This window comes from Leptotrichia sp. oral taxon 223 (assembly GCF_013394795.1).
Taxonomy (GTDB): Bacteria; Fusobacteriota; Fusobacteriia; order Fusobacteriales; family Leptotrichiaceae; genus Leptotrichia.
In genome coordinates this window covers 2,017,299-2,043,464 of record NZ_JABXYU010000001.1, presented here as the reverse complement: position 1 = coordinate 2,043,464, position 26,166 = coordinate 2,017,299, and the positions used below count along the sequence as shown (strand labels likewise).

Annotated in this window: 24 protein-coding genes and 1 pseudogene; 14 read left to right on the top strand and 11 right to left on the bottom strand. The window is 31.8% G+C overall.

Translation table 11 applies throughout. The annotated features are described in order from the left end of the window. The first annotated feature begins 23 nt into the window (after nucleotides 1-23). From atpE to dapB, 10 genes are all read left to right on the top strand, one after another. Entirely contained in the window at nucleotides 24-260 is a 237-nt protein-coding gene (gene atpE, locus HW275_RS09610) for an ATP synthase F0 subunit C (protein WP_006803454.1), read from the top strand. 150 nt (nucleotides 261-410) lie between these two features. Then, nucleotides 411-905, top strand: a complete 495-nt coding sequence (gene atpF / locus HW275_RS09605) for a F0F1 ATP synthase subunit B (RefSeq protein WP_178936310.1) — start codon at nucleotides 411-413, stop codon at nucleotides 903-905. A 1-nt stretch (nucleotide 906) separates the two neighbouring features. Further along, nucleotides 907-1,434 carry an ATP synthase F1 subunit delta gene (gene atpH, locus HW275_RS09600; RefSeq protein ID WP_178936309.1) on the top strand — a complete coding sequence of 176 codons (528 nt, stop codon included), beginning with the start codon at nucleotides 907-909 and terminating at the stop codon, nucleotides 1,432-1,434. An 18-nt stretch (nucleotides 1,435-1,452) separates the two neighbouring features. Next, nucleotides 1,453-2,958 (top strand): F0F1 ATP synthase subunit alpha, encoded by a 1,506-nt coding sequence (gene atpA, locus HW275_RS09595; protein WP_178936308.1) that lies wholly within the window; start codon nucleotides 1,453-1,455, stop codon nucleotides 2,956-2,958. Between the two features lie 15 nt (nucleotides 2,959-2,973). Next, the gene (gene atpG / locus HW275_RS09590; RefSeq protein ID WP_178936307.1) at nucleotides 2,974-3,834 is read left to right on the top strand and encodes an ATP synthase F1 subunit gamma; all 861 of its coding nucleotides are present in this window, start codon (nucleotides 2,974-2,976) and stop codon (nucleotides 3,832-3,834) included. Between the two features lie 56 nt (nucleotides 3,835-3,890). Then, nucleotides 3,891-5,288 (top strand): F0F1 ATP synthase subunit beta, encoded by a 1,398-nt coding sequence (gene atpD / locus HW275_RS09585; protein ID WP_178936306.1) that lies wholly within the window; start codon nucleotides 3,891-3,893, stop codon nucleotides 5,286-5,288. Between the two features lie 132 nt (nucleotides 5,289-5,420). Then, a complete protein-coding gene (atpC, locus tag HW275_RS09580; RefSeq protein WP_178936305.1) occupies nucleotides 5,421-5,810 on the top strand; it encodes an ATP synthase F1 subunit epsilon in 390 nt (129 codons plus the stop codon). Nucleotides 5,811-5,890: 80 nt separating this feature from the next. Further along, the gene (locus HW275_RS09575) at nucleotides 5,891-6,886 is read left to right on the top strand and encodes a DUF4912 domain-containing protein (protein ID WP_178936304.1); all 996 of its coding nucleotides are present in this window, start codon (nucleotides 5,891-5,893) and stop codon (nucleotides 6,884-6,886) included. A 41-nt stretch (nucleotides 6,887-6,927) separates the two neighbouring features. Next, nucleotides 6,928-7,311 (top strand): VOC family protein, encoded by a 384-nt coding sequence (locus HW275_RS09570; RefSeq protein WP_178936303.1) that lies wholly within the window; start codon nucleotides 6,928-6,930, stop codon nucleotides 7,309-7,311. Nucleotides 7,312-7,424: 113 nt separating this feature from the next. Beyond that, a complete protein-coding gene (gene dapB, locus HW275_RS09565; RefSeq protein ID WP_178936302.1) occupies nucleotides 7,425-8,159 on the top strand; it encodes a 4-hydroxy-tetrahydrodipicolinate reductase in 735 nt (244 codons plus the stop codon). 87 nt (nucleotides 8,160-8,246) lie between these two features. On the opposite strand, the gene gltS is transcribed toward dapB, so the two are convergent. After that, nucleotides 8,247-9,488 carry a sodium/glutamate symporter gene (gene gltS, locus HW275_RS09560; protein ID WP_178936301.1) on the bottom strand — a complete coding sequence of 414 codons (1,242 nt, stop codon included), beginning with the start codon at nucleotides 9,486-9,488 and terminating at the stop codon, nucleotides 8,247-8,249. A gap of 364 nt (nucleotides 9,489-9,852) precedes the next feature. On the opposite strand from gltS, the gene HW275_RS09555 reads away from it, so the two are divergent. The 4 genes and pseudogenes from HW275_RS09555 to HW275_RS09540 all read left to right on the top strand — a co-directional run bounded on the left by HW275_RS09555 (nucleotide 9,853) and on the right by HW275_RS09540 (nucleotide 15,321). Then, nucleotides 9,853-11,313, top strand: a complete 1,461-nt coding sequence (locus HW275_RS09555; protein WP_178936300.1) for a sucrose-6-phosphate hydrolase — start codon at nucleotides 9,853-9,855, stop codon at nucleotides 11,311-11,313. A gap of 66 nt (nucleotides 11,314-11,379) precedes the next feature. Beyond that, a complete protein-coding gene (gene rsmB, locus HW275_RS09550; protein ID WP_178936299.1) occupies nucleotides 11,380-12,681 on the top strand; it encodes a 16S rRNA (cytosine(967)-C(5))-methyltransferase RsmB in 1,302 nt (433 codons plus the stop codon). Nucleotides 12,682-12,818: 137 nt separating this feature from the next. After that, nucleotides 12,819-14,576, top strand: coding sequence for an NUDIX domain-containing protein (locus HW275_RS09545; protein WP_178936298.1), 1,758 nt, complete (start codon nucleotides 12,819-12,821; stop codon nucleotides 14,574-14,576). Between the two features lie 41 nt (nucleotides 14,577-14,617). Further along, nucleotides 14,618-15,321 (top strand): annotated as a pseudogene (locus HW275_RS09540) (M48 family metallopeptidase). A 137-nt stretch (nucleotides 15,322-15,458) separates the two neighbouring features. Here the strand turns inward: HW275_RS09540 and HW275_RS09535 are convergent. From HW275_RS09535 to HW275_RS09490, 10 genes are all read right to left on the bottom strand, one after another. Beyond that, the gene (locus HW275_RS09535; RefSeq protein WP_255460056.1) at nucleotides 15,459-15,851 is read right to left on the bottom strand and encodes a carbonic anhydrase; all 393 of its coding nucleotides are present in this window, start codon (nucleotides 15,849-15,851) and stop codon (nucleotides 15,459-15,461) included. A gap of 117 nt (nucleotides 15,852-15,968) precedes the next feature. After that, nucleotides 15,969-17,618, bottom strand: a complete 1,650-nt coding sequence (locus HW275_RS09530) for an NAD(P)/FAD-dependent oxidoreductase (RefSeq protein ID WP_178936297.1) — start codon at nucleotides 17,616-17,618, stop codon at nucleotides 15,969-15,971. A gap of 192 nt (nucleotides 17,619-17,810) precedes the next feature. Then, a complete protein-coding gene (locus tag HW275_RS09525; protein ID WP_178936296.1) occupies nucleotides 17,811-19,046 on the bottom strand; it encodes an NAD(P)/FAD-dependent oxidoreductase in 1,236 nt (411 codons plus the stop codon). 454 nt (nucleotides 19,047-19,500) lie between these two features. Continuing rightward, nucleotides 19,501-20,253: an endonuclease/exonuclease/phosphatase family protein gene (locus HW275_RS09520; protein WP_178936295.1), complete on the bottom strand. Its 753-nt coding sequence runs from the start codon at nucleotides 20,251-20,253 to the stop codon at nucleotides 19,501-19,503. A 27-nt stretch (nucleotides 20,254-20,280) separates the two neighbouring features. Continuing rightward, a complete protein-coding gene (locus tag HW275_RS09515; RefSeq protein ID WP_178936294.1) occupies nucleotides 20,281-20,925 on the bottom strand; it encodes an O-methyltransferase in 645 nt (214 codons plus the stop codon). Nucleotides 20,926-21,096: 171 nt separating this feature from the next. Beyond that, a complete protein-coding gene (locus HW275_RS09510) occupies nucleotides 21,097-22,140 on the bottom strand; it encodes a type II secretion system F family protein (RefSeq protein ID WP_178936293.1) in 1,044 nt (347 codons plus the stop codon). A gap of 39 nt (nucleotides 22,141-22,179) precedes the next feature. Further along, complete coding sequence (locus HW275_RS09505; protein WP_178936292.1) at nucleotides 22,180-23,067, bottom strand: ROK family protein; 888 nt, start codon at nucleotides 23,065-23,067, stop codon at nucleotides 22,180-22,182. Between the two features lie 59 nt (nucleotides 23,068-23,126). Further along, nucleotides 23,127-24,128 (bottom strand): D-glycero-beta-D-manno-heptose-7-phosphate kinase, encoded by a 1,002-nt coding sequence (gene rfaE1 / locus HW275_RS09500; protein WP_178936291.1) that lies wholly within the window; start codon nucleotides 24,126-24,128, stop codon nucleotides 23,127-23,129. A gap of 162 nt (nucleotides 24,129-24,290) precedes the next feature. Beyond that, on the bottom strand, nucleotides 24,291-25,469 hold the full coding sequence (locus tag HW275_RS09495; protein ID WP_218975117.1) for a type II secretion system protein GspD: 1,179 nt from the start codon (nucleotides 25,467-25,469) through the stop codon (nucleotides 24,291-24,293). 30 nt (nucleotides 25,470-25,499) lie between these two features. Then, a complete protein-coding gene (locus HW275_RS09490) occupies nucleotides 25,500-26,066 on the bottom strand; it encodes a hypothetical protein (protein ID WP_178936290.1) in 567 nt (188 codons plus the stop codon). Between the last annotated feature and the right edge of the window lie 100 nt (nucleotides 26,067-26,166).

Below are 26,166 nucleotides of genomic sequence, written 5' to 3'. Positions count from 1 at the left end.
ATAAAAACTAGGAGGATTAAAGAATGGAAGGAATAGTTCAAGCAGCAGCTTTATTAGGAGCAGGAATTGCAGCAGTAGGGGGAATTGGAGCAGGATTAGGACAAGGGATTGCGACTGGATATGCAGTAGAAGCGGTTTCAAGACAGCCTGAAGCTAAGCAGGACATCATGCAGACATTAATTACTGGACTTGCGATTACAGAATCATCAGCAATTTATGCGTTGGTAATAGCTTTCTTATTGATTTTCTTAAAAGGATAGCAAAAATTAGGCATACTATTCGAACCCTTTAGAATTGTAAATAAATAAAACAATTCAGAAGTTTGGATAAAATAATTTTGATATGAAAGTTATTTAAAAAAATTAAAAAGAAACAAAAATAGGATTAATAATGTAAATTAAGGAGAAAAAATGAATGAAGGAGCAAGATTAGTAAACATCGATTTCACGATGGCTATTCAAATAATAAACTTTATAGTATTAGTCTATTTTTTTTCACGGGCTTTTGCAAAAAAAATCGGAAAAGTGCTTGAGGACAGGAAAAAATTAGCTTTGTCTGAAATGGAAATTGTTGAAAACGAAAAGGAAAAGCTGGAAGAACAGAAAAAAACAATAGAAAAACTAAAAAAAGAATCCAAAAGACGTGCTAATGACATTCTGATAAAAGCTGAAAGACAGGCAGATGACAGAAAAGATCAGATTATATCACAAGCTATGAGCAATCGTGAAAGAATGATGATGAAAGCTGAAGCTGATATTGAAAAAATGCGTCAAAACGCTAAATTTGAACTTCAAAAGGAAGTTGGAGAAATGGCAGTTGAACTTGCAGAAAAAATTATCAGGGAAAATATTGATGAAAAGCAGGATAAGACTATAAATAAGTTTATTAATGAGATAGGAGATTAAAATGGCTAATGATGAAATTGCAAAAAGATATGCAGCGGCAATTTACAATATAGCAAAATCTTCTAACAGTATAAATGAAGTTCGGGAAGTATTGAATATTCTTATGGAAAATTATGAGGAGGAGGAAGAATTCAGAAAAATTTTGGAAGATCCTTTGAAAAAATTTCCAGAAAAGGAAAAATTTTTAGAAAAATCATTTGATCACGTGACAAAGGAAGCGCTTGGAATAGTGAAATATATTGTGAAAAAACAGCGCCTGTCGTTAATCAGTGATATAAAAGAATATTTTTTAAAGCTTTACTACGAAGAAAACAATAAACTTCCAATAACTGCTATATTTGCAAAGGAGCTATCAGAAACGCAAAGAGAACAGTTAATAAAAAAACTTGAAAATAAATACGGTAAAAAAATCGTTTTAAATCTTAAGGTTGATAAGGAAATAATCGGCGGAGGAATTTTAAAAATTGGAAATGAAGTTATTAACGGTTCAATAAAAAATCAAATTGAAGAAATAAAGAAAAATTTTTAGAAACGGAGGTGCTTTTCTTTGAGAATCAAGCCAGAAGAAATAAGTAAAATAATCCGAAGCGAAATCGAAAATTACAAAAGTTCACTGGATATTTCCAATACTGGGACGGTTTTGGAAGTAGGAGATGGAATTGCCAGAATCTACGGATTAAGTAACGCTATGGCAGGAGAGCTTTTAGAGTTTGAAAACGGAACTATCGGAATGGCACTAAACTTGGAAGAAAGTAACATTGGAGCAGTAATTTTTGGAAAAACACAAGGAATAAAAGAAGGAACCATAGTAAAAGGATTGGGAAAAGTAGCTGAAGTTCCAGCTGGAAATGAGCTGCTTGGAAGAGTAGTTGACGCACTTGGAACTCCTATTGACGGAAAAGGCTCTATAACAGCTGACAAACATATGCCAATTGAACGACAGGCTTCAGGAATTATCGCAAGAAAACCTGTTACACAGCCTATGCAGACAGGAATAAAGGCAATAGATGGAATGTTCCCTATTGGAAAAGGGCAAAGGGAATTAATCATTGGAGATAGACAGACTGGTAAGACGGCAATCGCCATTGATTCAATTATAAATCAAAAAAATAACGACGTTTTATGTATTTATGTGGCAATTGGGCAAAAAAGATCGACAGTTGCACAAATTTATAAAAAACTGGAAGAGGCAGGTGCATTGGAATACACAATCATCGTTGCGGCTACTGCTTCAGAATCAGCACCACTTCAATATTTGGCACCATATTCTGGAGTTGCCATGGGTGAATATTTTATGGATGAAGGAAAAGATGTACTGATAGTTTATGATGATCTGTCAAAACATGCGGTAGCTTATCGTGAAATGTCATTATTGCTAAAACGTCCACCAGGAAGGGAGGCATATCCAGGAGATGTCTTCTATCTTCACTCAAGACTGCTTGAAAGAGCGGCAAAATTAAGTGATAAACTGGGTGGAGGCTCAATTACGGCACTTCCAATCGTAGAAACACGTGCAGGAGATATTTCGGCATATATTCCAACAAATGTTATTTCAATAACAGATGGACAAATATTTCTGGAAACAGATTTGTTTAATTCAGGATTCAGACCAGCAATAAATGCGGGAGTTTCTGTATCACGGGTTGGAGGAGCAGCACAAATCAAGGCAATGAAACAGGTTGCTTCAAAAGTGAAACTGGAACTTGCCCAATACAATGAATTGCTGGCATTTACACAGTTTGGATCGGATCTGGACAAGGCTACAAGGGATCAGCTTAACCGTGGATCTAAAATCATGGAAGTGTTAAAGCAGCCGCAGTATAGCCCATTCAAGGTTCAGGAACAGGTAATTTCATTTTACTGTGTTACAAATGGATATTTTGACGACGTTCCAACTGAAAAAGTTAGAGCATTTGAAAAAGACTTAATTGAAGCGCTTAAAAATGATTCAGAAATTTTAAATGAAATTTTGGAGAAAAAAGTATTGGATGACGAGCTAAAAAGTAAACTTGATAAATTTATAACAGACTTTAAAAAAGAATATGTGTGGTAAAGCAGGTGAAATAATATGGCAGCAAATATGAAAGAAATAAAAGAACGTATTGACAGTGTAAAAAACACAAGTCAAATAACAAATGCAATGAATATTGTTTCTTCCACAAAATTTAAAAGATTTCAAGTTCTGACTTTAAAATCCAGAAACTATGCTCATGCAGTAGATGAGGCTTTTGACAATCTGGTTGCAAGTCTTAAAGGAAATAAGTTTGTCATTTTTGATGGAAAACTGGAAGTCAAAAAAATCGGTATTATTGTAATGACATCAGATCGTGGGCTATGCGGAAGTTTTAACTCAAATACTTTTAGAAGGCTCGAAAGCATGAGAAAGCAATTTGCAAAGGAAGGAAAGGACGTTTCAGTCGTAACAATTGGAAGAAAAGCGAAGGAATATTGTAAAAATCGGGACGTTAACGTTGACAGTGAATATACTCAAATGATTCCTGAAACAATGTTTGAAACTGGAAAAAAAATCAGCGAGGATGTTGTACAGTTTTATTTAAACGATTTTTATGATGAAGTTTATATGATTTATTCAAAATTTGTATCAGCAATTGAATATAACATTCAAGTTGAAAAATTGCTTCCGATAGAAAAAAAAGAAGGATTGCCAACAAAGGAATACGTATTTGATCCGTCAGAGGAAGAAGTGTTAAATTCGTTTGTACCGCAAGTTCTGAATATAAAATTGTATCAGTCGCTACTGGAAAATTCGGCAAGTGAACATTCAGCTAGAATGTCAGCAATGAAACAGGCTAACGACAATGCTGCTGAAATGATAAGAAACTTGGAAGTACAGTACAATCGTGAAAGACAAGGAAAAATAACACAGGAATTAACAGAAATTATAAGTGGTTCTTTAGGAGTACAGTAACTTATTTTCAAACTAAAGAATCGAGCATAAACTAAGAAGGAGGTTAAAGGTAACCGATGAGTAAAGGTAAATTAGTGCAAGTTATTGGGCCAGTTATAGATGTAAAATTTGAAAAGCAATTGCCTGATATTTATAATGCGCTTGAAGTATATAAGGAAAACGGAGAAAAATTAGTAGCTGAAGTTCACGCCCACAATGGAAACAACGTTGTAAGAGCAGTTGCAATGTCTGGAACTGAAGGGCTAAGACGTGGACTGGATGTTGTAGATACTGGCAACCCGATTCAAGTTCCCGTTGGAAGAGCCACATTGGGAAGAATCTTCAATGTGCTTGGAGAAGCGGTTGATGATGGCGAAAAATTAGATGCAGATGTATTAAGGGAATCTATCCATAAGGATGCGCCGTCATTTGAACAGCAGGGAACAGATTCTGAAATACTGGAAACAGGAATAAAAGTGGTAGATTTACTTGCTCCATATCTAAAAGGTGGAAAAATCGGACTGTTTGGAGGAGCAGGAGTCGGAAAAACAGTATTAATTCAGGAATTAATTAACAATATTGCCAAAGGGCATGGAGGACTTTCTGTATTTGCAGGAGTTGGAGAACGTACACGTGAAGGGCGTGATTTATACAATGAAATGACAGAAAGTGGCGTTATTGACAAGACAGCGTTAGTGTATGGACAAATGAATGAGCCACCTGGAGCAAGACTAAGAGTCGGACTTACAGCGCTTACAATGGCAGAATATTTTAGAGATAAGGAAGGGCAGAACGTACTTTTATTTATTGACAATATATTCAGATTTACTCAGGCGGGATCAGAAGTGTCGGCACTTCTTGGAAGAATGCCATCAGCCGTAGGATACCAGCCAAACTTGGCAACTGAAATGGGAGCCTTACAGGAAAGAATAACTTCGACAAGTACAGGTTCAATTACATCGGTACAGGCTGTATATGTGCCAGCAGATGACTTGACAGATCCGGCGCCGGCAACGACATTTGCCCATTTGGATGCAACAACAGTATTGTCAAGACAAATTGCATCACTTGGAATTTATCCAGCGGTGGATCCGCTTGATTCGACTTCAAGAATATTAGAACCAGAAATTGTTGGACATGAACATTATAAAATTGCAAGGGAAACTCAGAAAGTATTGCAAAGATACAAGGAATTACAAGATATTATCGCAATTCTGGGAATGGATGAACTGGATGAAAATGATAAATTGACAGTAAACCGTGCAAGAAAAATCCAAAGATTCTTTTCACAGCCTTTCTCAGTAGCGGAACAGTTTACTGGAATGAAAGGAAAATATGTACCTTTAAGGGAAACAATACGTGGATTCAAGGAAATTTTAGACGGGCTTCATGATGATTTGCCTGAACAGGCATTCCTATATGTCGGAACAATTGACGAGGCAGTGGCAAAAGCCAGAGAATTAATGAGTGAATAATTATAAGAAACAATTATAAAAAAGTTTATTGGATCTGGGGATAGATTCCCCTATTTTCCAATAAATAATTTAACAAATTTAAAAATGTACTTGTTGCATAATCTGGCATATTCTAAGCAGAAAGGAGGATTTATGGCAACAGAGTTTATTTTGGAAGCAGTAACTCCTGAAAGGCTTGTTTTTGAAAAGCCCGTCGAATTTGTGAAATTGCGGACAGAAGGTGGAGATATTGGGATACTTGCCAAGCATATTAACTACATTACGCCAATCGGTGCAGGAGAGATGCTTGTCCGTGAAAAAGATAATCAGGAGGTTACATATTATCTGGAAGGTGGATTCCTTGAAGTTCGACAGGATAAAGTCGTTATTTTGGGAGTAAATATCGTTGAAGCTACAAAAGCGGAAGCAGAACGGATGGCAAGGGAAGTTGCCATTGAAAAGGCAAAAAAACAGAAAATAAGAGAAGATCGGGATATTTTGGGAACAAAAAAACGAATTCAAAGCAATTTAAGCAAAAAATAAATTTTTAAAATTTTAAAAAATGTGTTATAATTATTGTAAATAGAAATTAAATAAATAATTAATGTAAAGGTGGAATGGGAATGGAGCAAGTAAGAAAAAATAGAAAAAGAACACATTATAGAAATTACGTGAATGAAAAATTAACTGGAAATAGAAGAAAAACCTTTAAAAAAATAGAGGAAATAATTTCATTTGAAGTTATTGAAAAAGAAATTATTGAAAGAATTTTAGTAAAATACTTTTTAATAAAAAGAAGCAGAACATTTTATAGAAATTTCATAAATAGAAAATTAGTTGGAAATTTTGGAAAAAAATATAAAAGAATGTTTAAATCTTTGAATTTTGACTATGAAAAAATTTCACCAGATCAAATAAAACGTAGATACACAGAAACTGAAATTAACCGTTCAAAATATGCAAAAGGTGTTGAATATGATGGACATTCAAACCATGAGGATATTTACTTCGATAAGGCTCCATTGCCAGCAGCATATTTTGTCGATGAAATTGTGCTAATGCCAAAAAATCCTACAACATTGTTTATGTATTGGGAAATTCGTGACGATACGTATGAAAGACTAGCGTCAAATAATGGAGTTGTTGACAATATAGTTATAAAGCTTTTCAAGCATGGACATGAATACAGAAAAATTATAAGACACGAAAGAATAGGTTCACATTATATTACTGATATTGATGTAAACCAAGATTATGAAGTATTTATCGGATACGAAGATCAATATGGAAACTTCTCAGAAGTAGCACATTCAGTAGATACTATAACACCAAATGACAGAGTTTCAGATAATTTTGACTTATTATGGGGAACAGTGAAATACGATCCAAACACAAATCAGCTTATAAAATATATAAATTCGCCTGTTTCAACGCCAGAAGGAAGAGAACTTTTAGGAGTGCCTGCTGATCTTGATGTAGATGAAAACAACGAATTTATAATTGAAGTTATAGAAAGATTGACAAAAGTCGGAGCTTCAGAATCATTAATTGAAAGAAAAGTGATAAAAGGAAAACTTCCAAATCTTAGACTGGATATGGGTGGTTCAAGAAGCAGTTAAAATGTTTTTAAAATGAATAAAAATGAAAAGGAAGGGATAAAATGGCTATTTTAAATATGTTGCACGCTTGTTTACGTGTAGAAAATTTGGAAGCGTCTATTGAATTTTATGAAAAGGCATTTGGATTTAAAGAAGATCGACGTATGGATTATCCAGAGCATAAGTTTACTATCGTTTATTTGGCTCTTCCAGGTGAACATTTTGAAATTGAATTGACTTACAATTACGGTCACGGACCATATACGATTGGTGATGGTTTTTCACATCTTGCAATTGCTTCGGATGATTTGGAAGGCGACAACAAAAAACATAAGGCACTTGGATATGAAACAACTGATATTAAGGGCTTACCTGGAAAACCAGGACACTATTATTTTGTGACAGATCCAGATGGATATCGTATGGAAGTAATTCGTTCAAAATAAAATATTAAATAACAGTAAATAGTAATTTTGATAAAACAATAAAAAGGCCGATATTCTCGGTCTTTTATAATAATACCATAAAGTTAAATTTGAAATTATAAGGAGATTATTAAATGAAAATAGTAGTTTATGGTGCTGGAGTTATGGCACAATATGTGAAGGAATCTGTAATAAATTCTGGAAATGAATTTGTTGGATTTGTTGACCCGCTTGGAAATGGAGATTTTAAAAACTTGAAGGAAAATAATGTAGATTTTGATGCGATTATAGACTTTTCACACTTTAGCCTTTTGGAAGATGTGCTGGAAGCGGGAATTAATAAAAAAGTTCCAGTTCTAATTGCCACAACAGGGCATTCAGAAGAGCAGCTCACAAAAATTGAGGAAGCGGCAAAGCAAATACCAATAATTAAGGCGACAAATACTTCAGTTGGAGTAAATATCGTGAATGAAATCGTAGCTTTTGCAACAAAATTATTAAAGGATTTTGATATTGAAATAATTGAAAAACATCACAACAGAAAAATTGATGCACCAAGCGGTACAGCAAATACTCTACTTGAAATTGTAAAAGAAAATCTGGATGATAATGGGAAAGATTATAGAACAGTTTACGGAAGAAAAGGGCATAGTAAACGTGCTGAAAAGGAAATAGGAGTTCACGCTATACGTGGTGGAAATATTGTGGGAGAACATACCGTAATTTATGCAAAAAATGATGAAATAATCGAAATAAAACATGAAGCATTGTCAAGAAAAATGTTTTCAGATGGTGCAGTTAAGGCTGTGGAGTTTCTTTTCGGGAAAAAAGCAGGATTATATACAATGAAAAATGTACTTGGTTTATAATAATAAAATAAAAAAAGAAGAAGAACTTTAATTCAGGCTTTTCTTCTTTTTCTCTTATTTTTACTACTTAATAAAAGTTTTAATCCTTTATTTAAAAAACTGTGTAAATATTGTAATGATACTGATGTTGGCAAAGTCGATAAATAGTGAACCGACAATTGGAATTACAAAGAATGCCATTTTTGAGTAAATGTATTTTTCTGTGACTGCTTTCATGTTTGAAATTCCGTTTGGAGTCGCTCCCAGTGCGAATCCACAATGTCCTGAAACCATTACTGCCGCATCATAATCTGATCCCATTGCCTTAAATGTTACAAAATTTAAGTACAGATAAACTAAAATAATTTGTGCAATCAGCAAAATAATTACAGGAAGTGCCAAGTCAATTAATTCCCATAATCTCAATGTCATTAGTGCCATTGCCAAAAATAAGCTAAGTGCCACATCTTCAAGAATGCTTATTTCCTTAGTTGGAGCATTCATTGCCTTCACATTGTCAGACAAATTTCTAATAATTGCCGCAACAATCATTGGCCCAATATAAATTGGAAAATGTGCCTCAAAATTTGTAAAGCTCATAAGATAGTCAATAAACATTGATAAATATGAGCCAATCCCCATTGCAATCAAAATATAGAAAAATGCCATTGAAAAACGTTCGCCGTCAAGATAAGGCTTTTGTCTTTTTAACACTTCCTCGTCAATATCTTCATCTCCATGCTGTATTCCGTCTTTTACAAAATGCTCTGGCAATAATTTATGTTTTTTAATAAGCCTGCTTGCAATAGGCCCTCCCATAGCAGATCCTGCAATAAGCCCAAAAGTTGCAGAAGCAATGGCAATAGCATTTGCCCCTTTATATGCAGAACCAAGAGCTTCAATCGTTGGAGCCACAGCCGCTGATGTTCCATGCCCTCCAGTCATTGGAGTAGATCCTGTCATTAACGCCAACAGTGGCGGAATTCCTACAAATTTTGAAAGTCCAACTGCAACAACATTTTGTAAAACACACAATCCTGATGCAACAAACAGGAAAACAACAACTTTTTTCCCGCCTTTTTTCAATATTTTAAGACTTGCATTAAATCCTACACTTGTAAAAAACATAATCATAAAGAATTTTTGCAATGTGTCAGTAAACTTTATTTCAGCTATATTTGCCTGTCTTAAAATAAAAACAAACATTGAAAATAAAAAACCGCCAATTACAGGTGCCGGAATGCAGTATTTTTCAAAAAATTTAATTTTTTTCCTAAGTTTCATCCCAATTAACAGTAAAATGACTGCCAGCCCAATAGTCTGTATCATATCCATGTTAATTTTAGCCATACTTAATTCACCTCGATACTATAAAAATTTTTTCGTAATGTAATATTATACTATAAATTCAAATAAAGTGCAAATCTAAAGCAAAAATTGTTTTTTTACTCTTAAAATCACCTGAAAAGTCATAATAATTTATAAATAGGGCTGTAAAAATTTGGAAAAAATAATAAAATATGGTAAAATATAGTAAAATTGGTTTAAAGTCGAACTTAAAAAGTTATAACTATTTTACTTAAACTTTAAATTTATTTAATTTCTATCAGTTTATTATTAAAAAAGTTCGGATATATAGTGAAAAAATAAAAATAATGGAATATAAATAAGAATCAATAATTAAAATTTAATGATATGAAAGGTGGCTTAAAATATGGATTTTACAAAAGTTAAAGAAAATGAGAAAAAATCAATTTTAGAAAAAAAAGAGATTGTAGAAAAAGACTTTTGGCGGCAAAAATATCATATTCAGGGAATTGTGGGACTTATTAACGATCCGAATGGATTTTCTCAGTTTAAAGGTAAATACCATATGTTTTATCAATGGAATCCGTTGGGAACTAATCATAAAAACAAGACTTGGGCTCATAGCGTAAGTGATGACTTGCTACATTGGGAAAGGCTAAAAACGGCTTTGCGGCCTGATACCTGGTATTCCAAGGATGGAGTTTATTCTGGAAGTGCGATTGCGGATGATAAAAAACTTTATTTATTTTATACAGGAAATGTGAAAGATGCTGATGGAAACAGAGAATCTTACCAATGCCTAGCAGTTTCCAGCGACGGAGAAAATTTTGAGAGATGGGAGCCAAGCATTGTAAATCAGCCAGATGGATATACTCGGCACATAAGAGATCCAAAAATCTGGAAAAAAGATGGAAAATTTTATGCGGTAATTGGTATTCAAAGTGAAAATTTGGAAGGAAAAGCAGTATTATACAGTTCAGAAAATATAAAAGACTGGAAGTTTGAAGGTGAAATTGCTGGGGCAAATCATGGAAAAATTAAAGACTTTGGATTTATGTGGGAATGTCCTGACTATTTTCAGCTAAAAGACGAAAAAACTGGAGAAATTAGAGATTTGTTGATATTTTCACCGCAAGGGCTAGAGCCAGAAGGAGATTTATATAATAACAAATATCAGACAGGATATTTATTTGGAAAATTAGATTATGAAAAACCTGAATTTGAAATTTTTTCAAACTTTGTGGAAATCGACAGAGGACACGACTTTTATGCACCGCAGTCAATGGAAGATGACAAAGGAAGAAGGCTTTTTATAGGCTGGATGGGAGTTCCAGAAGAAGAAGACTTTCCAACTGTAAAAAATGAATGGCTTCACTGCCTAACATTGCCAAGAGAACTTAAAGTGATAAATGGAAAACTTTATCAAGTGCCAATAAAGGAAATGGAAAGTATCCGTGGAGAAAAAATTGAGTTTAGTGGAAAAGTGACTGGGGAAGTGAAAGTTGGAACAGGAACTACTTATGAATTAAAAGCTAAATTTACAAATATTAATTCTGATTGCGGATTAAAATTGAGAACTGGAAAAAATAGTGAAACAGTTTTAAAATTTGATTACAATGATAAAAAATTTGTGTTAGACAGGACAAAAGGTGAACAGTCTGATAAAAGATTAAGAAAAGTTTATTTAGGAGATATTTCAGAACTGGAACTTACTGTGTTTGTAGATAATTCTTCTGTGGAAATATTTATCAATGGCGGACAGGAAGTATTTTCATCAAGAATATTCCCTGAAAAAGGTGCAGATGGAATAAGCGTATTTGCGGATAAGAATGTAAATGTGGAAATAGAAAAATGGGAATGGAAATAGAGTTATTTTAATAAAATAACATAAATCTTATAAAATAAATTATTTATAAAATTAGAGAGGAAAAAATTGATAAAGAAAAATAATATAAAATTAGATATGGTGAATTTACTGGATGAAATTCAGAATGGGAAATACAGCAATATTCAGTTAAATTACTATTTTTCTAAAAATAATTATACAAAAAAAGAAAAAATGTTTATTACAAATGTGATAAATGTCGTGATAAAAAATTTGATTTATATCGATTATCTGATTGGAAAAAGTGTTAGAAATGTGAAAAAGCGGAAAATAAGGCAACTTTTGAGAATTTCGGTTGCACAATTATTTTTTATGGAATCGGATAATGCTGGAGTGATTTTTGAGGCTGGAGAAATTGCAAAAATTTTGAATGCACACCAAACTGGATTTGTGAATGCGGCTTTGCAGACGATTTTGAAAAATAAAGAAAAATTTGAGAAGAAAATTCCAAAAGATAATAGGGAAAGTATTGTTTTATCGTATCCGCAATGGTTTGTGAATAAGATGAAAATTGATTATCCTGATGCTTATTTGGAAATGCTAAAATCTTATAAAAAAAGAAGTTATTTGTCAGTTAGATTTGATAAAAATAAAATTACGAGGGAAAAATTTGAGGAATTGCTGAAAAATATTAAGACAGATGTCTTATTTTCCGTCGGTGAAATTTATTATTTATCAAATGCAAATATTTTTGATACGGAGATTTATAAGAATGGGGATGTTGTGATTCAAGATGCTTCGTCTTATCTAGCTGTGAAAAATTTGAATGTAAAGGATGAAGATATTGTGCTTGATGCCTGCGCTGCCCCTGGCGGAAAATCCCTTGCGATTTTACAGTTATTTAATCCGAAAAAGCTAATTTCTACTGATATTTACGAGCATAAAGTAAAGATATTGAATGAACTTAAAAATAAATATGGATACAGCAATTTTGAAGTAAAATTGAATGATGCCACACAAATTGAGAATTTAGATACGATGTTTGATAAAATACTCTTAGATATGCCCTGCAGCGGGCTTGGAGTCCTTCGGAAAAAGCCTGAAAAAATATATAATCTGACTGCAAATGATATAAAAAGTTTGAAAAAACTTCAGAAAAAGATATTTGAAAGTGCATATAAATGCTTAAAAAATGGCGGGGAAATAGTTTATAGCACTTGCACATTTTCTAAAAATGAAAATACAAATAATATTCAGTATTTCCTGGAAAAATTTGAGGATTTGGAAATTTTGGAAATAGAGATTCCTGAAAATATTGAAATTACAAAAGATGAATTTGGGGGAGTTTATATTTCGTATAAAAATAAATATCTGGACGGATTTTATATTGCAAAATTAAGAAAAAAATAAAAAAATTTGAGTATATTAAACTAAAAATAATAACTAAACTAAATATTTTAAAGAAAATTATAAAAGAAAACTTAAAAATTTGAAAATAAATTATTCTATAAAAGTACATAAAAAATGATTGAAAGGACATATTTGGGATGCAATTTAATTTGGATAATGATGTGAAATTCATATTGGAACAACTGAATAGAAATGGAACAGGATTTCTTGTCGGCGGAGCAGTTAGAGATAAAATTCTAAATAAAGATCCTGGCGATTATGATTTTGCAACTGATATAGAATATTCAGAGTTAAAAAGAATTTTTGCTGATTATAACCCAAAGGAAATGGGAGCTCATTTTGGAATCCTTATGATAAAAGTCAATGGGAAAAGTTATGAAATAGCAAAATTCCGTAAGGAAACAGGAGTTTTCAACAGCAGATATCCAAAAGAAATTAAATTTGTAAAAACAATCGAAGAGGATTTGGCAAGACGGGACTTTACGATAAATTCACTGGCATATAGCAAAAAAACTGGAATAATTGATTTGTATGGCGGAAGGCAGGATATTAGAAGAAAAGTAATAAGGTTTGTTGGGAAGCCAAAATTAAGAATAGAAGAAGATGCTCTTAGAATTCTAAGGGCTTTTCGATTTATTTCAAAATTAGGATTCAATCTGGATAAAAAAACTGCAGAAGCGATTTATAAAAAAAGAAAATTTCTGACTAAAATATCTAAAGAAAGAGTTTTTGACGAGCTAAGTAAAATTCTTATGGGAAATTTTGCAAAAAAGGCTCTTATTGAAATGAAAAAATTGCAGGTTCTGGAAATGATAATTCCAGAATTTCGTTATGCCTACAATTTCAATCAGAATAATCCCAATCATCCAGACGATTTATTTAATCACATTATAAAAGTTATCCATTTTTGTAATTATGATTTGGTAACCAGATTTGCCGCACTTTTTCACGATTTGGGGAAAATAAATGTAAAAATTATTGATGCAAAAGGTATTTTTTATTTTTACGGGCACGAAAAGGAAAGCGCATTAATTGCAGAAGAAGAATTAAGACAGCTTAAAGCGTCAAATGATTTTATAAATTCAGTGAAAAAAATTGTAAGAAATCACATGTTAATTTATGAAGATGTTTCGGATAAGACGTTGAAAAAATTGATTATTGAAATGGAAGAAAAAAATCTGAAAAGACTTTTTAATTTATTTTATGCAGACTTAAATTCTAAAGGACTTAGAACAAAAAAAGAAAATAAAAAAATTTTACAAAATTTCTGGGACAAAATTGAAAATATAAAAAAACAGGGAAAAATACCGCAGTTTAATGATTTAGACATAACGGGGATTGATTTGATAAATCTTAAATTTAGCAACCGTGAGATTGGGGAAGTAAAAAATAGATTATATGAACTTGTGCTTGGAGATGAAATTGAGAATGAAAAGGAAGCATTGCTAAAATATATTGTGAAGCATTACAATCTAAATAGTAATTTCGAATATGAAAACTCATGCGGAGCAATTGTTTTTAATGAAAATACTGAAAAAGTGCTGCTTGTAAAAATGCACAATGGCAACTGGGGCTTTCCAAAAGGACATATTGAAAACAACGAAACGAAAGAGGAAACAGCAATTCGTGAAGTTCATGAAGAAACAAATGTAAAAATAAAAATAATTCCTGATTTTGAGCGGGAAATAAAATATGTTCCAAATGAGAATACAATTAAGAAAGTTGTACTTTTTGCAGGAATTACGCAAGATGAAAATGTGCAGATCGATACTCATGAAATCGAAGATTTTCAATGGTGCACTTATGAAGAGGCTTTAAAGCTGGTTACTTATAAATTGCAGAAGGATGTGCTGGAAAACGCAAAAAAAGTATTTATAAAGTCTAAGACAGGTTAGGTTTTTAATAAAAAAAATGTAAGAGGAAAATAAAGTAAAAAATGAAAATAGAAAAAATTTTAGGTTATGAAATTCACAGGAAAAAAGTGAAAAATATAAATTTGCGGATAAAGCCAAACATGGAAGTATATATTTCTGTGCCAATGAATTTACATCGTGACTACATTGAAAATTTTATCCGCTCTAAAGAAAGTTGGATAAAAAGCGTTTTGAAAAAATTGAAGATGTGAAAGAAAAGCAGAAGGGCTTTGAGTACAAAACTGGAGAAATTCACAAATTTTTAGGAAAAGAATATAATTTAACTGTGAAAACAGGAAACTTTAATGGCGTGAATTTAGCAAACAATGAAAAAAAGCCAAATATAATTTTGACAGTTAATGAAAACATTTTAGAAAATATTGATGAAAAGAAAAAAATTATGGAAAAATGGTATTTTGAAAATGCAAAAAAATTATTTCCACAATTTATGGAAAAATGGCTGAAAATATTGGATGAGCATGTGGAAAAAGTGGCAATAAAGCCGATGAAAACTAGATGGGGTTCGTGCAATTATGTAAAAAAATATATAAATCTTAATACGGAGCTTATAAAAAGAACGCCTTTTGAGATAGAATATGTGGTTTTACATGAATTGACACATCTAAAATATCCAAATCATGGGAAAGGTTTTTACAATTATGTCGAACGGTATATGCCAAATTACAAGATTGCTGAAAAGATGCTAAATGCTAAACATTATTATTGATTTTATAATTAAAAGTTAAAGAAAAAATATTCAAAAAGGATATCTTTTTATTCGTACTTTTAGACTAAAAAAAATTATTTAAATAAAAACAGGAACTATCAATTAAAGACAGTTCCTCTATTTTTTTATTAACTTAATTAATTAGTATTTGTTATATCGTAATCCACTAAAATTTCAATTTCTCCATTTTCATAAACAAAAAGGCCAGTAACAGCCTCATGTGGCAAATCGCTGTGCATTTTCTCGGCAGCTTTGCGAATATATCCTTTCTGCGTTTCATCATCAATTGGACAACCAGCACAGTCGCTATGTCCTGCCACAAAGATATGATCAGATTTATGTTTATTAACCGAAATTAAAACAACCTTATCTTCTATTTTTTTTAAATAATCCTCATCACTAACAATTTTATTTACAGCTCCTGCATCAGTAATGGTATCAACAAAAGTATATCTATAATTACTTCTGATATATTCATTCAAAATATGAATAAATCTTCCATCCATACAGCATACTAAAGTACAAAACATAATTTCCTCCCTCGTTCAAACAACTGTATATTTTTAATTATTACAAGTTTGAAGTGTTTGAAATATATCTTAAAGATGTTGAAATTATAGCATATTTATTGGCAAAAATCAAAAATTTCAACTTAATAAATTTTTCATAAAATATTCAATTACATATTCTGCACACTTTATCCCGTCAACTGCTGCCGACATAATCCCCCCAGCATATCCTGCACCTTCCCCGCAAGGCATAAGCCCTTCGATATTTGAGAAAAATCTTTCATTTCTAGGAATTTTCACCGGAGATGAACTACGGCTTTCGACACCTGACAGAATTGCGTCATAACTGGCAAATCCCTTTATTTTTTTATCCATTAAGGTAATTCCTTCTTTTATAGAATCGTTTATGAATTGTGGAAAAATTTCATTTAAATTTGCAAATTTGTAGCCTGCCAGATAGCTTGGCTTTATTTTTCCTAATTTTGTTGAGATTTTATTGTTTACAAAATCGCCAAATAGCTGAATAGGGGCTTTGTAATCTTTTCCGCCAAGTTCAAATGCTTTTTCTTCCAGCCTTCTTTGAAATTCTACTCCAGCCAGAACGCTTTCTCCTGGGAAATCCTCAGGAAATACATTTACCAAAATTGCTGAATTTGCATTTTCCAAATCTCTTTGTGAATAACTCATTCCATTTACAACAAGCCTGCCTTCCTCGCTTGAAGATGGTACAACTACACCACCAGGACACATGCAGAATGTATAAACTCCACGTCCATTGCTTGTCTTCACATTTAATTTATATTCTGCGGCTGGTAATTTATCAGCAAATTTTCCATACTGCGAGTAATTTATCATACTTTGAAGATGCTCAATTCTGACTCCTACTGAAAAAGTTTTCCGTTCCATTGCAACATTTTCTTCATTCAGCATAAAGAAAGTATCCCTTGCACTATGCCCGATTGCGAGAACTAGAATGTTTGTTGAGATTTTATAAATTTTATTTTCATCAGAATTTTCCACATTTTCAACTAAAATGCTTTTTATTTTGTTATTTTTAGAATCGTATTTTTCATAATTTATTTTTACAAGTTTTGTGCTAAAACGGTACTCTCCTCCAAGACTTTCGATTTTATACCTAATTTTACGCATTATTTCGATTAATTTATCAGTTCCAATGTGGGGTTTTGACATATAATTTATTTTGGGATCAGCACCAGCGAGAATTAATTCATCATAAACCTTCTGAATCCGAAAATTATTTGTATTCGTATTTAATTTTCCATCTGAAAATGTTCCAGCTCCTCCTTCTCCAAACTGCACATTTGAATATTTATCGAGTTTTCCAGTTTTGAAAAAATTATAAACATCCTTTTCACGCTCATCTACATTTTTCCCCTGCTCAATAATAATAGGCTTCAATCCAGCTTCGGCAAGCACAAGTCCAGCAAAAATTCCGGCAGGACCACTTCCGACAATAATAGGGCGTTTTACATTTTCAGTTTCTGTAAAGTTCTTAATTTTTTCCGTAGAATAAGGCTTTTTCTCAATTTTTCGCACATTTTTCACATTTTCAAATCTTTTCTTTTCCGTTTCCTCGTCAAACTTAAAAGAAATATCCACCGCATAAACAAATACAACATTATCTTTTTTTCTGGCATCAATCGCCTGTCCTGCAATTTCAAAACTTTTTACTTCATTTTCATTGATTTTGTAAAGTTTGTAAACTGTTTTTTTTAAATCATTTCCGTTGTGTTTTACAGGCATTTTTATATTATTTATTCTAATCATTTTTCTCCTTATTAGTTTAGTTGTTTTTAAAAGTTTGCAATATTATTTTTATTTTAAATAGTAAATTTTCTAAAAATTCATTTTAGCAAGGGAGTTAAATTTTTTGTTATCAAGTAAATAAAATACCATTTTTATAAAATTTATTACTAATAGTATTTAATTTAGCAACATTTTAAATTATACAGTCCTTTTTTAAAGATTTTTTCCTAAAAAATATCCAGATGTCCAGGCCCATTGTAAGTTAAATCCGCCACATTCACCGTAAACATCCAGTATTTCTCCAGCGAAATACAGATTTTTAACTTTTTTTGATTCCAGATTTTCCAGATTCACTTCACTTAGAGGAATACCTCCAGCGGTAACTTGAGCCGCTTTAAAGCCATTTGTATCAATAATTTTTATTTTGTATTTTTTTAAAGTTGTACAGATTTTACGAATTTCATTGTCTGTAAGTTCATTTATACTTTTTGACAACTTTTCTATTCCTGCCGATTTTGTCAAAAATTGTCCCAGTTTTTTATTGACAATTCCATTAAAAAATTGTTCCATCGTAAAAGCCTTTAATATTTTTCGACGTTTTTTCAGAATTTCAAAAATTTCATTGTACGTAAATTTTGGCATAAAGTCAATTTCAAATTCCACATTTTTATAAATTGGAAAAACATACGAAATATTAAAAACCACATTTCCAGAAATCCCAAAATCCGTAAACAATAATTCTCCATCATAAGTGCAAATCTTTATTTTCTCTCCACTTCCATTTTCTCCAAAAGCCGTAACTTCCACATCCAACTTAATTCCTTTTAATCCCTTAATTTTTTCTTTTTCTGCCTTTAGCTGCACAATAACAGGCGTTAATTTCGTAACTGTATGCCCAAAGCTCTTTGCTAGCTCATAGCCACTTCCGTTTGAACCAAGTTCAGGATATGATTTTCCACCAGTTGCAAGCACCACCTTTTTAGCAACTATCTGTCTTTTATCCTCAGAAACTATCTTAAAATCAAACATTTTCTTCTCAATTTTCGTAACATAAAAATCTGTAATTATCTCTATTCCAAGACTTTGTGCATAAAATCTGAGTCCATCCACAATTGATGCAGCCTGTCCGCTAAGTGGATAAACTTTTCCACTATTTTCTTCATCGCAAATTATCCCAACTTCATCTTCAAAAAAATTCATTGCATCCTGTGAAGTAAAGCTTTCCAAAATTTTCTCAATCGGCTGCTTCATTTTCTCAATTCCAAAATAATTTCTATTTGAAGCATTCACATTTGTCAAGTTACATCGCCCATTTCCAGTAGTCAGCACCTTTTTCAAAACTCTGTCCTTTCTCTCCAGAATGACAACATCCTTACCATTTTTCTTTGCAGTAATCGCTGTTAGAAAACCCGATGCACCGCCACCAATTATCGCTATTTCTTTTTTCATCCTGTAATCCTGTTCTCCTAAATATTTATCATAAATTTCAAAACTATAATCAATCCACTTAAAAATTGGAGTAAAAACATGTAAAAAGCAATGGATAGCTTCTACTCCCGTTTTAAACTAGAATTGCTATATTATTAATTCCCCGTTCAAAAGCCTGTTTATAAAACAAAAACGAGCCGTGTGCTCGTTTTTTTGTATGAAAGAAGTCTAAATGTAGAGATGGGGCGTCTCTATTAGACAGTTATTTATATCATATATAACCTTATTTGTCAATATTCTAAAAAAATTCAAAAAATAAATCCATATTTTTAATTTTTTTATAGTCTTGTAATCTTTAAATCCTAATTTTTAAAGATTTATTTTTATATATCCAGCTAAGTAACTTTTCTAATTTTTATAACACTTATATCCTAATAAATTGTAAAGCAATATTGAAAAAAATTCAAAATTTTATTCAGCTTCTTTTTGAAAAATTAGGCATAATTTCAAAATCAACCAATATTGGCAAATGATCTGAAAGCTGAGTTTGTATGACTTCATAATTTTTTACTTTTATTTCTTGGGAACAAAGTATAAAGTCAAGTTCACGTTTAGGATTCCAACTTGGAAAAGTCGGTTCTTTCCTTGTATTTACATTTTTTAGATTTGAAGCCTGCAAAAACATCTCAATTTCCTCTTCGCCCCAAAAAACGTTAAAATCACCAGCTACTATAACTGGCTTCTTACAATTTTTCACCAAATTATAAAGCTGCACAATTTGTTTTTGCCGTGTTTTTCCTCCAAGTGCCAAATGTACAAGAAATACAATTATATCCTTTGTTTCCACCTCTATAATTAATTTTTTCATCCCAATATCCAGATAGTGAAACTCCTCTCTTACAATTGGATTTTTACAAAGTAAGGCATTCCCCTGCTTTCTCACCATTGGAAATTTCATATAGTTAGAATCTTCCTCATATTTATACTGATAAACATTATTATTTCTCGTAATTCTGCCAAGAAGTGTAGCCTGATTTCTGCTATACATACGAAATGAGCCAAGATCCACTTCTACAAGTCCCACAATATCAGGCTTGTACTTATTAATAAATTTCCCAATCCGATAAATATGCCTTATAGAACGTCCCAAATATCCCCGCATATGCTTAAACGGCTGATTCAAATATTTTCCAGTCCCATATCGAATGTTATACAAAAGAAATTTCATTTTTTCTCACTTCTCTTTCCTATGTCCTTACTTTTTCACTATCCCAACTCCATCTCCAAATGGCAGCAGTACAAAATTATACTTTTTATTCAATTTTTCTATAAATTCTTTAAGCCTTTTTACAATCGTCTTGTACCTTTTCGGAATTTCTTCCTTATCTGCCGCAACCAGTCCACGAAACATCAGATTATCAATAAAAATAATTCCATTTTCATTGAGAAGTTCATAACTCATTTCAAAAAACTTCAAATACTGCCCCTTTGAAGCATCAATAAAAATAAAATCATATTTCATATTCTTACCAAGTTTCGGAATTTCCTCCAAAGCATCTCCAAAAATCATCTTATTCTTTTCAAATAATCCAAGTTTCTTAAAATTTTCCACAGCTTTATTATAACGATTTTCATCAATTTCCATCGTTGTCAAAAATCCGTCATTTTGATTGGCAATTTGTGCTAAAAAAAGCCCTGAATATCCTGTCGCTGTTCCAATTTCCAAAATATTCCCAGCTTTTATATTTCTAGCCGTAAAAATCATATAATTTAGCACTTCATCCGTAATAATCGGTACATTTTCATCTAAACTTTCTTTTTTTATATCCTGTATAATTTCATTTTCTATTTTAAACAAATTCTGTACATATTTCGATGATTCTATAAAATTTTCTATCATAAATTTTCCTTTTTTTTCTTATTGTGTATTGGTATCCATTTAAAATTAAATCTATAAAATTTGAGCAGCATGCTCATAATAAATCCTGTATTTTAATAAAGAATAGCATTTTTGTGTTAAATCTAAAATTCCAATTTCCAACTTTAATTTTTCATATTTTTCATTTAATATTTACAACATTTCTCCCATTTTAAAAATAGGCAACATAACTGAAAACACAATAAGCCCAATAATTACTCCAATAAAAATTATCGAAAGCGGTTCAAACATTTTCAAAAACCATTTTATTTTTTCACTAACTTTTTCATAATAAATTTCATTCAAATTAAAAAATGATATTTTCATTTCCCCGGTTTTTTCTCCAATTGTAAGAAAACTTATGTATTCATTGTCAAAAAAAGTTGTATTTTTAAAGGATTTTTGAATGCTCTCCCCTTTTTCTATTTTTAAAATAATTTTTTTCAGCTCTTTATTTAAAATATTGCTTTTGGAATTTGTACACATCTTTAGCGATTGAATCAATGGAACATTGGCATCTGTTAGGGAATACATATTTCTCGTAAAATTTAATATGCAAATATTTTTATACATTTTCCCAATAATTTTTGTTCCCAATATTTTTTTCTCAAAAACCTTTTCATTCTGCCTTTTCCATTTTTTCAATATAAAAAATAAAAAAATTATAACTGCTAAAAAAATAATCCCATACCTATCAGTTATTTTACTGAGATTTATCACAATTTGTGTAACTTTTGGCAATTCCTGCCCAATGTCAGAATAAATCAGGACAAATTTAGGTACAACAAATTTTAACAGTATAAATACAATGACTAGTGCAGTAATTATAACTGTTACTGGATAAATGCTCAAATTTTTTATATCTTTTTTTATTCTCTGATTAAATTCATACTTTTCATAGAGATTTTTAAAAACAATTTCTAGATTCCCAGTTTCTTCCCCAATTTTAACCATTTCCATAAATTCCTTATTTGCAGTAATCTTTGAAAAAGCCCTATGAAGAGAAACTCCCTTTTCAATCTGCTGTTTTGCACGCATTATCTTGCTTTTCAAATCCCCGTCATAATTCTGTGCAACAATTCCAAGCGTGTCAATTATTGAAATTTTACCATTTAATAAATAATATACACTTTTCGTAAATGATAATAAGTCTTTTTCTCCTATTTCGGTTTCTACATTTCGTATAATACTTCTCATTTTAATTAATCCCCCCTTTGATTAATTGTTAGTTAGTTATTATTTCCTGCTGTTCTCCAACGCAATTTTCCCCAATGCAATCGCACCAACAAATCCCGCTTCATCTCCAAGTCCTGGATAAACAATGTAATTATCAATTTTTTCTAAAATTTCTTCCTTTTGAACATAACCATTTAAAAATTCCAATGTATATTTTCTAATTAATGGGAAAAGCTGCTTTTGCTTCATAACTCCGCCACCCATAATTATTTTTTGTGGCGATAAAATCAAAGTATAGTTTACCACAGCCTGAGCCAAGTAATATGCTTCCATATCCCAGACTTCATCCCTATCGGCAAGTTCAATTCCTTTTTTACCCCATCTATCCTCTATTGCAGGCCCTGCTGCCATTCCTTCCATACAGTCCTTATGAAAAGGGCATCTTCCTTCAAATTTATCATCTTTATGTCTTTTCAAGAATATATGTCCCATTTCAGGGTGAGTCAGTCCTTGAAGCATTTTTCCATCAACAACCGCTCCAGCCCCAATTCCAGTTCCTACCGTAATGTACATAACATTTTTCAGGTTTTCTCCAGCACCCCACCAGCTTTCTGCAAGTGCTGCGCCATTTACATCTGTATCAAATTCCATCGGAACATCATAATGTTTTTTTAATTCCCCAATTAAGTTATAGTCACTCCAGTAAGGCTTTGGAGTTTTTGTAATGTATCCATAAGTTTTAGAGCCTTTTACAGGATCAATCGGTCCAAAGCTCCCAACACCCATTACATCAAATTGCTTATCCTTAAAGTATTCAATAACTTGTGCCATTGTTTCTTCAGGAGTTGCAGTTGGAATACTTACCCTGTCGATAATTTTTCCATCTTCAGTCCCCAATCCACAGATAAATTTCGTTCCCCCGGCTTCAATTGCCGCAATAATTGCCATAATTTCACTTCCTTTTCTTTTTTATTTTATAACATTACTAAATTTAATAATAACTGCTTTTATATATTTTTCAACACATTGTCATTATCTTTGTAAAATTCCAGTATTTCATTCTGCGTTGCAGTAGCCGTTCCTATTTTTGCTACTACAATTCCAGATGCCATATTTGCAATTACCCCGGCCTCATACAAATCCGCTCCAGCACATATCGAAAGTAAAAATGTCGATATAAAGGTGTCTCCAGCTCCTGTAACATCATAAACTTCCCTTGCCACAGTCGGTATCCTCTTATGTTCTGTTCTAAATAACGAAACTCCCTCCTCACTTCGAGTAAGCACAACGCTGTCTAGTTTTAACTCGTCCTTTAACTGTGCCATTTTTTCAGCAATTTCTTCTTCACTTGTGAATTTTTTCATTCCAAAATAATCCAAAATTTCTTTTCTATTTGGAGTCATTGAAGTTGCTCCCGCATAATTTTTAAAATTCTGAGGTTTTGGATCAACCATTATCTTTTTATTATGTTTTTTAGTTATTTCAATAATTTTTTTTGACAAATATTTTGTAAGCAGCCCTTTATTGTAATCAGAAAGTAATACCGCATCAATATTTTCGATATTTTTTTCAAAATTTTCTAAAAGCTGTTTCTGAATATCTTCTGAAATATCAGTATCCTTTTCCCAGTCCAGCCTAAGCAGCTGCTGCCCTTGCGATAAAACTCTGCTCTTAATAATCGTTGGACGTGTTCCATCCTTCACAATTCCATCAGGATTCACATTCTTAGCCTCAAGCTCCTTTATAAATTTCTCTCCACTCGCATCATTTCCAATTACTCCGTAAACGAAAACTTTCCCTTCAAGTGAAGTCAAGTTATTTGCTACATTTGAAGCTCCTCCCAATACAAATCTCTCTTCTTCTATATTCACAATCGGAACAGGCGCCTCTGGTGAAATTCTGTTGACTCTTCCAATTAAATACTCGTCTAACATCATATCGCCAATTACAGCTATTTTCACACTACTAAATTTTTTTATTATTTCTTCAAGCCTTTGAATCGAAATCATCTTTTTCCTTTCCTTAATTCAAATTCATTAATTTACTGTTTTAAATTATATTTTTAATTTTAGTCTTTATTCAATATTATACTACATATTTTTGAAATTTGCAGTATAATTTGTAAAGTTTTTCATTTGAACTGCAAAAAGTTTAAAATGATCATTTTTTAGTTACATTTTATCCTGAATTACTGCCTCAATTTCAATATAAATATCCCGCATTTCCCTATTAGTCCTACGATACTTAAACAACGGCCCAATTATAGGGATTTTTGATAAAATTGGAACCCTTCTTACCGTTTCCTTGCTCACATCCTGCTTTAATCCTCCAATAAATGTCGAGCCGCCGTTATTCAATGTAATTGTTGTCTTAGTCTGATTCTTCTGTTTAGCTCCAGAAGAGGCATTATAGCTTGAAGTCAGCTTAAAGTTACTTATTTCTGTATCAATTTTAAGCAATATTTTCTTTACTCCGTTAATTTTCCTGATTTCAGGGTTTATTCTAAATACAATTCCAGCTTCCGAAAAAATTGGCTCCACATATTCAGTATCATTTTTTGTAGTCTTCTTTTCTCCAACCAGCACTTCCTCTGTAACTTTAAGTTCCCCTTCCTCATTTTCCATAATCATAAGTGTTGGCATTGCTTCTATACGTATATCCCCATTTTCCTTTAGCAAGTTAAAATCTATTCCTAAAAATCTGCCACCTCTTGAAAAAATCGATGCAATCGAAACTTCCCCATTTAAAAATTTTGCCACTAAATTATCCTTGGTCGCATTCGTATTATCACTATTTATGCTCCAGTCTATTCCAAGCCGCTCAAATAGATTTGAACTTGTGTCAATTATAGTCCCTTTTATTATAACCTGCTCCTTTTCCTTATCCAGCGACTTTATAATCCTTCTCATTTCCTCAACTTTACTCTCGTCTCCGCTAAAAATTACCTTATTGTCAATTCCAATCACTTCAAATCCAAAAAAGCCATTAAGCGCCTCAGTAATATCCTTCACATTCCTGTACTCCAAATCAACTTCTCCAGTTTTCTTTTTAATTTCCTTTACAGTCTGCTGCGTCTGATTCTGCCCCTGATTCTTGCTTTCCTCCTTCTTTTTTCCAAGATTATTATTTTTATTCTCCTGCTTACTGGTACTTTTTCCCTTATTTTCACTATTTTCCTTTTTCTCAACTTGAACTTTCTTTGGAACTTCATAAATAAATATTTTTTTAGCATTTTCTATATCGCTCTTGTTTACATAGTCAGCCGCTTTCGCTCCAAAAATATTACCCCAGCCAAACCAGAAAGCCAAAACCAAAACAATTGGCAGCCTACAGTTTCTCTTTTTTTTCAAAATTACAATCCCTCCTTTCAAATACGAAATTTATGCAATTTCTCCTCTATTTTCAACAGCAATTTTCTTTTTATCCGCAACTTTCTCTATAAAACCAAGCGAAATTTTAAATCCATCGCTTGTAAGTTCTATAAACATTTTGGAAGTATCAATATACTTTTTGCTTTTATTCACAAAATAAATAAACTTTCCAAAATTATTCAAACTCCCGTACATTGTGAAATGAATATATTTAAGCCTATATCCGTTCCGTTCCCAGACATTTTCCGACTTTGAGATTTCCTTCATTTTCAGTCCACTGTCATGAGAAAATATATAAATCATCTTTTTAAATTCAGATTCATTTTTTATCGACAAAAACGACAATCTTTTCGTCAATGCCAATATTTGACTATATTCTCCCATAATCCTTTCACGCTCTGAATTTTTCTCTTCTACCACATCCACAATCTTACTTTCCAGATTCCTTTTATTCTCAATCAAAATTTTCCTATTATTTAAAATTTCCTTATATTTCCCATACTTTTTATTAGTGCTCACCAGCATAAAAATAACCCCAGCCGCAAGCACCAGTATCTTCAAATTTAATTTTATCATCCTATTTCTTCCTATATATCTTTATTCTATTAAAAAAGTTTACTCATACTGCAATACTAAGCTCCATTTAAAAAACGAAAATTGTATTTTATTTTTTTTA

Bases quoted from the DNA above. Each gene is read 5' to 3' on its own strand.
- atpE (WP_006803454.1), top strand. From the start codon at position 24: ATGGAAGGAATAGTTCAAGCAGCAGCTTTATTAGGAGCAGGAATTGCA.
- atpF (WP_178936310.1), top strand. From the start codon at position 411: ATGAATGAAGGAGCAAGATTAGTAAACATCGATTTCACGATGGCTATT.
- atpH (WP_178936309.1), top strand. From the start codon at position 907: ATGGCTAATGATGAAATTGCAAAAAGATATGCAGCGGCAATTTACAAT.
- atpG (WP_178936307.1), top strand. From the start codon at position 2,974: ATGGCAGCAAATATGAAAGAAATAAAAGAACGTATTGACAGTGTAAAA.
- atpD (WP_178936306.1), top strand. From the start codon at position 3,891: ATGAGTAAAGGTAAATTAGTGCAAGTTATTGGGCCAGTTATAGATGTA.
- atpC (WP_178936305.1), top strand. From the start codon at position 5,421: ATGGCAACAGAGTTTATTTTGGAAGCAGTAACTCCTGAAAGGCTTGTT.
- HW275_RS09575 (WP_178936304.1), top strand. From the start codon at position 5,891: ATGGAGCAAGTAAGAAAAAATAGAAAAAGAACACATTATAGAAATTAC.
- HW275_RS09570 (WP_178936303.1), top strand. From the start codon at position 6,928: ATGGCTATTTTAAATATGTTGCACGCTTGTTTACGTGTAGAAAATTTG.
- dapB (WP_178936302.1), top strand. From the start codon at position 7,425: ATGAAAATAGTAGTTTATGGTGCTGGAGTTATGGCACAATATGTGAAG.
- gltS (WP_178936301.1), bottom strand. From the start codon at position 9,488: ATGGCTAAAATTAACATGGATATGATACAGACTATTGGGCTGGCAGTC.
- HW275_RS09555 (WP_178936300.1), top strand. From the start codon at position 9,853: ATGGATTTTACAAAAGTTAAAGAAAATGAGAAAAAATCAATTTTAGAA.
- HW275_RS09545 (WP_178936298.1), top strand. From the start codon at position 12,819: ATGCAATTTAATTTGGATAATGATGTGAAATTCATATTGGAACAACTG.
- HW275_RS09535 (WP_255460056.1), bottom strand. From the start codon at position 15,851: ATGTTTTGTACTTTAGTATGCTGTATGGATGGAAGATTTATTCATATT.
- HW275_RS09530 (WP_178936297.1), bottom strand. From the start codon at position 17,618: ATGATTAGAATAAATAATATAAAAATGCCTGTAAAACACAACGGAAAT.
- HW275_RS09525 (WP_178936296.1), bottom strand. From the start codon at position 19,046: ATGAAAAAAGAAATAGCGATAATTGGTGGCGGTGCATCGGGTTTTCTA.
- HW275_RS09520 (WP_178936295.1), bottom strand. From the start codon at position 20,253: ATGAAATTTCTTTTGTATAACATTCGATATGGGACTGGAAAATATTTG.
- HW275_RS09515 (WP_178936294.1), bottom strand. From the start codon at position 20,925: ATGATAGAAAATTTTATAGAATCATCGAAATATGTACAGAATTTGTTT.
- HW275_RS09510 (WP_178936293.1), bottom strand. From the start codon at position 22,140: ATGAGAAGTATTATACGAAATGTAGAAACCGAAATAGGAGAAAAAGAC.
- HW275_RS09505 (WP_178936292.1), bottom strand. From the start codon at position 23,067: ATGGCAATTATTGCGGCAATTGAAGCCGGGGGAACGAAATTTATCTGT.
- rfaE1 (WP_178936291.1), bottom strand. From the start codon at position 24,128: ATGATTTCGATTCAAAGGCTTGAAGAAATAATAAAAAAATTTAGTAGT.
- HW275_RS09490 (WP_178936290.1), bottom strand. From the start codon at position 26,066: ATGATAAAATTAAATTTGAAGATACTGGTGCTTGCGGCTGGGGTTATT.